The organism is Aureivirga marina (genome assembly GCF_015767265.1).
Classification (GTDB): Bacteria; Bacteroidota; Bacteroidia; order Flavobacteriales; family Flavobacteriaceae; genus Aureivirga; species Aureivirga marina.
On sequence record NZ_JADPIB010000004.1, the window covers coordinates 172974 to 185592 of the forward strand.

Here is a 12619-nt window from a genome sequence, read left to right on the forward strand (position 1 = left end):
TTGATTTTTAATAATATAAATTTAGAAAAAGAAGAAGAGAAAGAAAACTTTATTAATTAAAAATAAATCTATAATAAATGGAAAAGTGGAGTCTAAGTTTTTTTCTTTAATATTATCAAAATGTACTTCGAACATAATAGGCTTTTTTTATTAAAAGATTTATTCTTCTTCGAAAAAATCATTATCAAGTTCTTTAACTTCATATGTAGTTTTAACCTGAATTCCTACATTATATTGATGCATTAAATCAACGAGTTTAGAACCATCAATTAATATAATAGTATGATGTGCCTCACGAGCTTTTTTAATAGCAGAATCATCAAAAGTAGAAGTAGTTATAAAAACTCCTTTTCTTGTATCTCCACTCATAGCTCCTATAAAATTTCTAATATCTTTCTCTCTAACTTTTGCCTCATCATATCTTTTTGCCTGAGTATAGATTTTTTCTAAACCTAATTTGTCTTCATTTATAATTCCATCTATTCCACCATCATTAGATTTTTTAGTTTCTATAAAGTCACCATATCCCATATTTTTTAATAATATTAAAATTACTTTTTCAAAATAATAGGGATTAATTTCTTTCAATTTGTCTAATAAATTTGTTTTTACTTCTTGTTCGATTGATTTAAAACCAGAATCTATCAAATCTTGTGGAGAAGCATCATCTTTTATCTTTTCTAAATCAATTTTTAGATTCTCTTTTTTAATAGAATTTCGATAATTTATAAAATCAATATCATTTTGTAATTCCTTAAGTGATAAGCTTTGTATTTTTAGTCTTTTTTTACCTTTTTCGGTTATTTGTACAATTCCACGTTTTGGATAAGAAACAAACTTTCCCATTTTTAAATATGATTTTCCCCATAAAATTCTATCTAATAATACATTTGCTCCAGAACTTGTTTTTTGTTCTAGTAATTCTTCAGAAAGATTAGAATAATATTTATCACGAACTTTAAATGCTAGTTCGCTACTTTTTAAAGATTTTTCTTTATTTAAAATATTTAATACAGGGATAAAAGTTTCATGATATTTAGGTAATTCCATCTTTTATGAAGTTTTTTTAAAATAAATAATACAGATACGAGCTTATATTTTATTAATTTGGGGATTTATTCTTTGTTTTTCTTCAATATTATGTGTAATTAATATTGAATTTTTGACTACAAAATAATTGAGATTCTAAAATATAAAAATCAAAAAAACTATTTATATCTCTTAAAATCGATTATAATAGTTTAAATTAAAATTAATAATAATTTTCATTCTATATAAAATGAAAGATTATTAATTAGCAAAAGAAAATAATTAATTTTATAAAAAATTACGGGAATCCGAAATGATTGAATTTTAAAGCTTATCTAAAATCAAACCTTTAATTATTTCAATAATATTTTCACTAGCTCTTTTATTCAAAAATTCTGTATTTAATTGTCTGCTAAAGAAACTACTTATCCAAATTACATTATATTCATGTTCTTTAGCTACATTTAATACATTATGAACAGTTTCTCCTTTTGATCTAGAAGCACAGATAATTATATCACAACCTTTTTTTTCATTTTGTATTTTTTCATTTGCTAATTCACTAAGTGTTTTTAATCCTCTACTTTTAGGATCACCCTCACTTTCAAAACCAATTACAATATTATCAATTTTTATTACTTTATAAATATCGTTAGAATCTTTAAATTTTTCTTTTATTAGTTTAGCCTGAGGAAATTCTATAAATAAATTTTTAAAAACTTTTTTTATTGTTTCAGACTTTCCTTCATTAGCTCTTCCATAGATTGTTATAATTGTTCTTTTCATTAGAATTTTGTTTAGTAGGTTATAATAACCGAATATATGAAAATGTTAAATAGAAAATATTATGGGTGTAAGTTTTTTGAACAATTAGCTAAAGTCATAGATTATAATCTGTTAATAATTTATATTTTTTCCAAAAACAACCAATGAAGAGATACTAGGATAATACTAAAAGTCCACTTTTGTCCACTTTTGGCTGTGTTTGTCTAAATTTGTTCAGTTTTGTCCAAAAATGAATATTGATGGAATGTTGATTTATCTCATATAAAAAGAATGTTTTAAATTTGAAGTTTAATTTCTCATTTATAAAATGTGAATCTTAATAATCCATGCTAAAACATTTTTAAGATGATTCAATTAGAAGAAATAACATCTTTTCCTAAATTTTCAAATCAACTAGAAAATAAACTATTATATTCTAATCATTCTGAAGATATATCAATTTCATATCAATCAACTTATACAATAAAATATGTTATTGATGGATTAAAAAGTTATAATTGGAATCATTGCGATATAGAAGTCAAAAAAAATCAATATTTAATTTTAAATGATGATAATTTAATTACGACGGAAGCAAAAAAAGGAACTAAAGGAATATCTTTATTTCTATCTTCTAAGTTAATTAATGAAATATTTCATTTTAATTCTAAAGAGAATAATTCAATTAAATTTCTTGAGATACTTCAAAAAAGTTCAAATCAAAATATTAATATCTTGCTTAAAGAGATTGCATATTTATATGAAAACAATCAAATATTTTTGATGGAACAAATAGATGATTTATTTATTAAAATCTCTGAATTAATAGTCCAAGAACAAATTTCTATTGACACTAATTTTGCTAATTTAAAAATAGTAAAACACGATACTAAGAGAGAATTATATAAATTAATCATGGATGCAAAAGAGTATTTAAATGACAACTTTAGAGAAAAAATAACTCTTGATATAATTAGTAGAGATATTGGAATTAGTAAATATTATTTACATAGATTATTTAGAGAAATTAATAAAAATACTCCTCTTGATTACTTAACAACAATTCGTTTAGAGCATGCGAAAAATAGACTAAAATCTACAAAAGAAACTATTTTTGAAGTTGCTGTAAATTGTGGTTTTGATAATACAGCATATTTTTCAAATTCATTTAAAAGATATATTGGATACTCGCCAAGTGAATTTCGAAAGTTATTTTAAAATCAGCAAGATTTTACAAAACAAGATTTTTAAATCGAACTATTTTTGGTCATATAAATTATAAAAATGATTACAAAAATAGCGCATATTACAGATTTACATCTTGATGAAGATTTTCCATTTAAAGATAAAATAACAGTAAGAAAAAGGTTGGATTATATTTTAAATGATATCAAAAAGAATAATATTAAACAAATTGTTTGTACTGGAGATATTGGGGAAGGAGAAGGAATTTCTTACTTTTTTAACGAGATGAAAAATATTGATTTTTCTATTACTTTAGGGAATCATGATAAATTTTTAGAAATTTCTAAATACTATAAAAAAGGATTAAATTATCATTCGAAAAAAATATATAGGAGTCAAAATCATAGAAGTTTTAAATTTATTTATTTAGATTCTTCTTCTGGAGCTATTGATGAAAAACAACTTATTTGGTTGAAAGAAGAACTTAAATCAGACAAACCAATTATTATTTTTATTCATCACCCAATTATCAAATTAGATTTAAAAGTAGATGAAATAGGAAAATTAATAAATCGTGATAGACTTATTGAGATTTTAACAGATGTGAAAAATGAAATCATCATTTATTGCGGTCATTATCATCTAGAAAATACTTCATTTCATAAAAACTTAAAACAATTTATCACACCTGCGGTTGCTTTTCAAATAAAAAAAGATTTGAATAAAATTGAAATAGATAAAACAATTTCTGGATATAGAATAATTCAGATTGAAAATACAAATCTTACTTCCGAAATTAATCTACTTGACTATGCAGACTAAAAAACAATCATTAATAGAAAGTTTAGTAAATGTATCTGTAGGATTTTTAATTACAATAATTTCACTAAATCTTATATTTCCTTTTTTGGGAATTGAAAATCATATAGGGAAAAATACTTTATTAACAATCTACCTAACAGTATTAAGTATCTTAAGAAATTATATCTTGAGAAGGTATTTTAATAAAAGACAATGTGAAATTTAGATTATTGAGTGTTTATAAAAAATTTTCCATAAACAAAAAGTTGATGTCTGTTTTATTGTTTTTATAAAGTGAATATTTTAGATTTGTGATTCTAATGCTATGAATACCTTATAAATAAAGTTATGAAAAGAGTTGTGAAATAATTGATTTTAGTTTTTTATAAAATTGAATTAGAATAAAAATAAGAGGTATAGAACAATTCGGAAAAAAGAAAACATTTTAAATCATGAAAAAAATTGCATTTCTACTTTTATTAATGATATTTTTTAATTGTAAGAAAAAATCGGATAATATAATTTTAAATGAAAATATTAAATTAAAACTTATAGAATATATAAATGAAAATCCAATTAAAAAAGATTTTCCATATAAAGTGTCAAAATCGATTTATCAAATTTATATTGATAGAATAAATTTAGATACAATTATAGCCTTTAAATTAACTCCACATTTGGATTTATTTAGCATAATTGAATATCAAACAAAAACTGATACTTCTACAGTGTTTTCACAAGTGAGAAATACAAGATTTTTTTATATGGAAAAATATCCTATAGTTTTATTAGATGCAAAAGATTATAGTAAATTTATATTAAATCATAATAAAGCTAAAAAAGAAGTTCCTGATGAATTTAAATTTAAAAATTATAAATATATAATTCATTTAAGAAGTGATACAAAATTTTATAAACTCACTAAAGATAAGTTAAAAGAAATAGATATTTCAAATTACGTTGATACAATAGTAAAAAATGATAATAAAACTTTTATAAAATAAATATCTGTGAATAATTTAAATGAGAGTTAAACAATTGAAAATTATGTTAGAATTATAATAATAACTAATATGATTTTCTTTATAAAGCAATATGATATTTTAAAAATCAATTGTAAAAACTTTAGAATAATCTTCAGAAAGAAAAACTTTTATTTACAATAAATATCTTAAAATATTTTACAAAAGTAAATTGAATAATTATATTAGCTATTAAATTTTAATAATTTATATTAATATAGTTAAAAGATTGCTTATATGATTAATTTAGTAACTGGAGAATTTGTATTGCATGAAGAAGATATTTTTTACGATGGCCCAATTCCTTTTCGTTGGACGCGAAATATATTTTCCTTTGTAGAGAGGGAAGACACTTACCACAAACATTGGCATTTTAATTACGATCAATATGTGGAGATAGATGAAGCATTAGATAGTTTTTTCTGGCAAAATGATAATGGAAATATTCTAGAAATGCCTTATTTGAGTCTTGGTGACGAGGCTGTTTTAAATGAAGATAAAATTATTTATCGCCATACTAAAGATGGTATTGAAATAGAAGATTACAATGCGAATTTAACTTATCACTACAAGGAAAAAGTAAGTTTATTTTCTTCAACAACTAGACGTCGATTTTTGCTAAGTAAAATCTCACGTTTGCGTTTTGAAATTGTTTTTTCTTATAATCGAGAAGGGAAATTAGAAAAGATAATCGATAGTACGCAGCGAGAATTTTTTGTGACTTATTATGCCAACGGATTGCTAAAATCTGTATTTACTTTTAATCATTATTACAATAAAGAAAAAGATCTTGTTCGCTATAAATATTCAGAAGACAAAAAGCTTTTAAAAGCAATTGATTCTATCGGGCAAGAAACGCAATACGGATATGATGGTGCTTTATTAATTGAAAAAATAAATGCCAATGGCGCAAAACAATTTTGGAAATATGAAGAAAAATCAGAAGATCCAAAATGTATTGAGCGAGGATATGATACAAAAATTTTAAACGAAAAATTCACTTTTGCAAAAGGAAAAACGATTGTAACGGATGCTTTAGGCGCGAAAACTGTGCATACAATTTCAGGTGGTCAGATTATTCAAACGACAGATGCTTTAGGGAATTCAGAATCGTGGGAATTTAACATTGATAATGAAATTATTCGTTATACCGATAAGATGGGATTACATACTTATTATGGGTATGACGACTATGGAAATCAAACTTCGATTCGCTTGCCAAATGGGGCAACAAGTCAGTTTATTTATGAGAATAATCGTTTGACAATGGCTAAAAATCCGAATGATGCAGTTTGGATTTGGGAATATGATGAGAGAGGCTTATTGACTTCTAAAATTGGACCAGATGGAGATGTAAGTAATTTTAAATATAAGGATGATTTATTGATTAAAATTGTGGAATCCAACGGCTCAGAGATTGATTTATCTTATGATAAAAGAGGTCGTGTGGAGAAAATGACGATGGAAAATGGTCGAGAAGTTGCATGGAAATACAATAAAAATGGACAAGTAGAGCAGGTTGCAGGTAGTAAGATAAAATCCTTTTTTCAGTATGATGATTTAGGACGTGTAAAAACTGTAGACACTGAGGATGGAAATCATGTAGATTTTGAATATGATGCGATGGATAATATTGTCAAAGCAAAAGATAAATATCATGATGTTGCATTTTCTTATAGTCCAACAGGAAGAATGCTTAGTCGCTCGGAAAATAATACAGAGATTCAATTTTTATATGATAAAAATGATCAATTACTTTCGATTACAAATGAACATAAAAACATTTATCACTTTAAAAGAGATGAATTAGGGAATTTGATTGAAGAAAGTGGATATGATGGATTAAAACGAGAATATCGCCGAAATGCAGGAGGAAATGTGGAAAAAGTGATTACTCCTGATCATAAAATTACAAATTATAGTTATGATACTTTAGGAAATATCAGCAAGATAATTCATGATGATAAGAGTGAGGAATTATTCACTTATGACAAAAATGGATTACTTATAGAAGCGGCAAATATTCATGGAAATGTTCGTTTGGAGCGAGATGCATTAGGTCGCGTTTTAAAGGAATATCAAAATGATATTTGTATTGAAAGTACCTATGACAGGCAAGGTCAGCGAACAAATATTACTTCGAGTTTGGGAGCAAATATTGAAGTTACGCGTGACAAACAAGGAGATATTGTTCATACAAGTGCTACTCAGCAAGAAAGCAAATGGGAGGTTGGATATTTAAGAAATGAATTAGGATTAGAATTAGAGAGAACTCTACCAGGAGGATTACGCTCACAGTGGTTGTATGATAGTTCAGGACGTCCGAAAAGACATAGTGTGAGTGTTCATGAGAAAATGTCTATCAAAAAATCGTATCACTGGGATGTCAATAATCGATTGACAGCGATAATTGATGAATTGCAAAACAAAGAAGTTTTATTTCATCATGATGCATTTGGGAATTTGGCTTATGGAACTTATGATAGATTTAAACAAATTTATAAGCTACCAGATGAAGTTGGTAATTTGTTTAAAACTCCAGAAAAGAAAGATCGAAAATATGGAGAAGCAGGGCAGCTTTTAAAAGATGAGAAATTCAAGTATAAATATGATGCGATAGGGAATTTAATAGAGAAATCGAATCTATTTGAGAAATGGAAATATCATTGGAATCAGAAAGGAATGCTTGGAGAAGTTGTTCGTCCTGATGGAGCAAAAGTTAGTTTTACATACGATGCTTTAGGAAGAAGATTGACCAAAACTTTTGGAGAAGAAACTACATATTTTGTTTGGAATGGAGATGTTCCGATTCATCAATGGACTTGTAAAACAGAGGAAACTACAAGGAGTATTAATGAAAATGGAGAATTACAACAAGAGATTCCAAAAGATTTGATTACTTGGGTTTTTGAGGAAGGAACATTTGTACCGATTGCGAAGCTTCAAAATGAGCAAAGTTATTCGATTATCACAGATTACTTAGGAACACCGACTGCTGCTTACGATAAAAACGGTCAAAAAGTATGGTCATGTGAATTGGATATTTATGGAAAAGTTCGAAGTATTGAAGGGAAACGTTCTTTTATTCCATTTCGATATCAAGGACAATATCATGATCATGAAACAGGCTTGTATTACAATCGTTTTCGCTATTATTGTACAGATATAGGAACGTTTATTTCTCAGGATCCGATTGGGCTTGCTGGAGGAATGCCGAATATGTATTCTTATGTTTCGGATGTTGGGGCTTATTTAGATCCTTTGGGGTTATTTGAAACATTAACAATTGTTAGAGTGTTTACTGAAAATTCTCAAACAGGTGTACATTATTATGCATATTTTACGAATTCTAAAGGAAAATCAATGTTTACTCATTTATCAGGTGATGATTTAGGAACTAAAATTGTAACAAAGGAGAATACAATGGTTAACTTAGATGAGATAGCAGATGAAAATAAAAGAGTAATTAGAGTTAATAAAAAAGGTAAAAACAAGAAGAAAATGATTGAAAATGCTATAAAATCTATAGTAGAAAGTGGACAGTTTAATCAAAAAGTTTGGGATATGGATGCAGGAATTGATTGTTTTAGATACTTACAAAGATTAATTGAAAAAATTAATCCAAGTGTTCATGTTCATGGAGATGATTTTTATAATAGATTTGATAAATTGCCTAATCAATGTAAATGATGGAGAATGTCATAAAGAGAATAGAAGAAGAATTTAATACAAAAATTATAAAATCTAAAACATTTCATCCATTTAAAAATACATTTGATACAGATGTAAAAGGAAATATAATAGCATTAGAATTAAGAGAAATTACTATTAAAGATTTTGAATTAATTGCTCAGGTATTAAATTCTCTTGAATTTTTATCCTTAATAGATTGTGAAATAAAAAGCTTGAAATCAATAGGAGATTTTAAACAGCTTAAAAAATTATTTATTCATAATTGGGATGAATTAGATTTAAAAATAAAGGATTTAGAAAAATTAATTCAATTAAAAGAATTAAAATTATGTGGTTTAGAGATTGATGATAAAAATGATTTTGAATACATTAAGAAATTAAAAAACTTAGAATATTTAAATCTAAGTTTTAATTATGAACTTTCAACTTTTAAAGGTTTAGAATCTTTAAAAAAGTTAAAAACTTTAATATTGAGTTGTTGTGATATAGAAAGTTTTGAAGATGTAAATATTATGGAAAACTTACATTACTTAAATTTGGATGGAACTCCATATTATGAAAAATCCAAAATTAGAAACTTTGATAAATTTCCAAATCTTGAAAAACTTATTTTATCAGACTGTTCTATTGAAAAAATAAATGGTTTTAGAAATCTCCGAAATCTGAAGGAATTAAATTTAAGTTCTAATGATATTCTGAAAATAGAAAATTTAGAGAATTTTGAAAATCTCGAAATATTAAATTTGACTAGTAATGAAATATCTAAGATAGAAGGTTTAGAAAAATTAAAGAATTTAAAAATACTGAGAATAGAGAGTAATAATCTAACTAAGATTGAAGGCTTAGAATCTTTAGAAAATTTAGAAACTTTAATTTTGAATGATAATAAAATTTCAAAAATTGAAGGATTAAACCAATTAAAGAAATTAAAAACTTTAGAATTACAAGAAAATGAAATATCTAAGATAGAAGGTTTAGAAGAATTGAATAAATTGGAATATTTAGATTTATCAAAAAATAAATTATCAAAAGTAGAAGGCTTAGATTCTTTAGTAGATTTAGAATATTTGAATTTATCTGAAAACAAATTTTCTAAAGTAGAAGGTTTAAAGAATTTAAAAAATCTTAAAAAATTATATTTAATAGGTTTTAATACTAATGATTTTAGTGAGATTAAAAACTTGAAAAAGTTAGAGTTTTTAAATATTGGAGGAAATCAAATAAAAGATTTTAAAGATATTCCTTTTGATAATTTAAAAACATTATTTCTTATAGATAATTCAATAAATGAAGTTTCAGATGAAATGTTAGGACTTGAAAAGCTTATTTTAACTAGAAATAATATAAAACATATAGATATAAATTGGCTAGAAAAGATAAAAGGAAATTGTACAATTTATCTAATAGGAAATCCAATCAAAAAAATAGATGGAAAAATTCCTGATAATGTGAAAATAGTTTTTTAAGAAATAAAAATATAAAAGCTCCAATGTTAATTGGAGCTTTTTGTTATTAAAAATAAATCGTAAAATCTTTAGAATAATCTTCTGGAAGATAAGCTCCAATATTTCTTAAATAATTATCTAAAGTTTTTATAGTTGCAAGTAGTCTCTTAATTGTGATTTCAATTTATTTTAGAATGTGAAATTTTTATCCATCTATATTAATGTTTGTGTAAAGACTAAGTTTGATGAAATAATAAATAACATTTTGAAGAGTGAATTTTTAAAAAATCTTAATACAATAATCATGGCAATAAACTACTGTATTAAGAAAACTAAATTGAACCAACTAACCAAAAAAGATTTCAAAGTGATAACAGATTTTCTTCTGGAAAGAGGACTCATAAATATTGTATGTTAAAATAATACTTTTTTATAAATAAATCTCTTTTATTTATAAAAAACTCCTTGTATTAATAAGAAAATGCGTTTATCTCACTAAATAAAGCAATTAAAAATTGTGAGAAGTATTTATATTGATACAAGAAGTTATTTAAAAATATTTATTTAAAGATTTTATCTATAAACTTTGAATTTAATAATCTAGCAACTGCCATATAGTTTGGTTTAAAAATTATTTGATCGCCAATAGAATATTTTTTCTCACCTTTTTTAGTTCTATTAGAACCTAAATCTACCACTAGCATATCAGAAGTAACACCAACAAATTTAATGTTAGAATCAAGTGCTTCAACATTTTCTTTATCAACATCTAAATGACCAAAATCTAAAATAGCTTTTACAGTAGTTTCACCAATATTTTTTTTATTGATATTAGCTGTATGTCCAATATTTGCATCACTAATAATTCCATCTGGAACCATTTTTTTCTCTTCAAGTTCTATGATATTTGCTCTAAATTCAAAACAATCTGTAGATAAATTTCTAAATTGTTCGTTATTTAATGGACTTATTCCAAAAAAAGCAGCTTCTCCAATTCTGAAATGATTAATATCTTTTGGAATTCCATTTTTTTCTAGTAGTGGAAGTGTTATAGAAGTACCACCAGAAATATATTTTAATTCTTTTTCAAATTTAGCGGATATAAGTTCTTTGTATAAAGTAAGCTGTAAAAGTTTATCATAATTTGGTTCTACACCATACATACACCCCAAATTTGAACCAAGTCCAATAACTTCAATGTTAGATAATTCAAAGACTTTTTCATAAAAGCCCATAATATCTGATCGCTTTACACCTTCTCTCAATTCACCAAGTTCTATCATTATGATAATTTGATGAATTTTATTCGATTTTTTTGCAGCTTCATTTAAAGCTTGAATTGTTCCAAAAGAACTATTTAATGAAATATCAGCATATTGAACAATTTCATTCGCATAAACCTTCGCTGGAGGTTTAATATAAATCGTTCTCATTTTTGGATTAACAGTTTTTAAATTTTTAAGACTTGTTAACCTAGAATCACCAATAGAATTTACTTTTTCAATAACTTCGTCCGTCAAAATTTTCTTTAAGAATTCTATATCCCCAGAAAATACTTTTGTTATCAAGCTCCATTCTATATTTCGCTCAGAAAAAAAATCACCTAATAGTTTAATATTATCTTTAATTTTCTGAGTTTGAATAATTAATTCAGCCATAATTATTTTTTTAACCTCATTTCAAGGTAGGGGTTGGTAAAACCAACTTTTTCATATAAAAATCTTGCGGGGTTTGATGCTTCCACATGAAGAGCAATATCTCCTTTAGTATTTTGAATTACTTCATTCATTATTTTTTTACCAAGTCCTTGTCCTCGATAGTTTTGGTGAGTCGCGATATAAACTAAAATATTTTCAGGAATATATCCTCCCATTCCAGTTTTGTTTATTACAACAGCACCTAGAATATTTTCGTCATTTCTTAAAATTAATGTATACCCTCCAAAAGATTCAAATTCTTTTAATGAATAATCTATTGCTTTTCGAATGTCATTTTTAGGATCACCATATTCCTCAAGGTTTTTAAATAGAAAGTCAATAATTTCTTCTTTTTGAGTATTACTTGGTTTGTTTGAATTGTCGAAAATTTTTGTTTCAATCATAAATTTATGTTTGTTTTTAAAATCTATTCAATATTGAATAAAAAAACTCCTTAATTCAAAAGCTTAATACTAAAAAGTAAATATTTTTTTGAATTAAGAAGTTTGAAGAATTAATTTTAAATTAATTCGTTAGCATAATAAGATGTTATTATGGAATATAATAAATATATAAACAAAGGTAAACTTAATAATTGGTTTATAAAAATCGACCAATTTTATATAAGTTAAATATTAACCAATTTTTTAAAAATAAAGCAATTAAAAAAAATAGATTTAAATGGAAATACACATATAAATGATATTAATAATATTTGTTCTCTAAATTCACTCAAAGTTTTATATTAGATCGTTCAGGTGCTATTGAAAATAAAATTAAAAGATTCTTATTACATTTCTCTTACTTTATAAATATCCTTAAAAAAGAAAGTATAGATTTTTAAAAAAAGTTATTTCATAGAAGCTATAAAATATTAAGGCATTTTATATTTCTCAAAGTCATATTTTGTCAATTTAAAATACTTAGAATTTTCAATTCCTTCACAAGTATCATACTTCCAAAAACTCATTTCTAGTTTTTC

The 12619-nt window shown here is 24.8% G+C and carries 10 protein-coding genes; 6 read left to right on the plus strand and 4 right to left on the minus strand.

What is annotated here, in order from left to right:
• Positions 1–159: 159 nt before the first annotated feature.
• On the minus strand, positions 160–1050 hold the full coding sequence (locus I1A51_RS09855) for a restriction endonuclease (protein ID WP_196893441.1): 891 nt from the start codon (positions 1048–1050) through the stop codon (positions 160–162).
• 303 nt (positions 1051–1353) lie between these two features.
• Complete coding sequence (locus tag I1A51_RS09860) at positions 1354–1815, minus strand: hypothetical protein (protein WP_196893443.1); 462 nt, start codon at positions 1813–1815, stop codon at positions 1354–1356.
• Positions 1816–2160: 345 nt separating this feature from the next.
• Between I1A51_RS09860 and I1A51_RS09865 the strand changes: the two genes are divergently transcribed.
• The 6 genes from I1A51_RS09865 to I1A51_RS09885 all read left to right on the plus strand — a co-directional run bounded on the left by I1A51_RS09865 (position 2161) and on the right by I1A51_RS09885 (position 9961).
• The gene (locus I1A51_RS09865) at positions 2161–3012 is read left to right on the plus strand and encodes a helix-turn-helix transcriptional regulator (protein ID WP_196893445.1); all 852 of its coding nucleotides are present in this window, start codon (positions 2161–2163) and stop codon (positions 3010–3012) included.
• Between the two features lie 66 nt (positions 3013–3078).
• Positions 3079–3801, plus strand: coding sequence for a metallophosphoesterase family protein (locus I1A51_RS09870; protein WP_196893447.1), 723 nt, complete (start codon positions 3079–3081; stop codon positions 3799–3801).
• On the plus strand, positions 3791–4006 hold the full coding sequence (locus tag I1A51_RS17775) for a DUF7220 family protein (protein WP_449500864.1): 216 nt from the start codon (positions 3791–3793) through the stop codon (positions 4004–4006). The genes I1A51_RS09870 and I1A51_RS17775 overlap by 11 nt, the downstream gene beginning before the upstream one ends.
• A 226-nt stretch (positions 4007–4232) precedes the next feature.
• Entirely contained in the window at positions 4233–4784 is a 552-nt protein-coding gene (locus tag I1A51_RS09875; protein ID WP_196893449.1) for a hypothetical protein, read from the plus strand.
• Between the two features lie 255 nt (positions 4785–5039).
• Positions 5040–8492: an RHS repeat-associated core domain-containing protein gene (locus tag I1A51_RS09880; protein WP_196893451.1), complete on the plus strand. Its 3453-nt coding sequence runs from the start codon at positions 5040–5042 to the stop codon at positions 8490–8492.
• Positions 8492–9961: a leucine-rich repeat domain-containing protein gene (locus I1A51_RS09885; protein WP_196893453.1), complete on the plus strand. Its 1470-nt coding sequence runs from the start codon at positions 8492–8494 to the stop codon at positions 9959–9961. Before I1A51_RS09880 ends, I1A51_RS09885 begins: the two co-directional genes overlap by 1 nt.
• Before the next feature lie 539 nt (positions 9962–10500).
• Here I1A51_RS09885 and I1A51_RS09890 read toward each other — a convergent pair.
• Complete coding sequence (locus I1A51_RS09890; protein ID WP_196893455.1) at positions 10501–11598, minus strand: alanine racemase; 1098 nt, start codon at positions 11596–11598, stop codon at positions 10501–10503.
• 2 nt (positions 11599–11600) lie between these two features.
• A complete protein-coding gene (locus I1A51_RS09895) occupies positions 11601–12041 on the minus strand; it encodes a GNAT family N-acetyltransferase (protein ID WP_196893457.1) in 441 nt (146 codons plus the stop codon).
• Positions 12042–12619 lie beyond the last annotated feature (578 nt).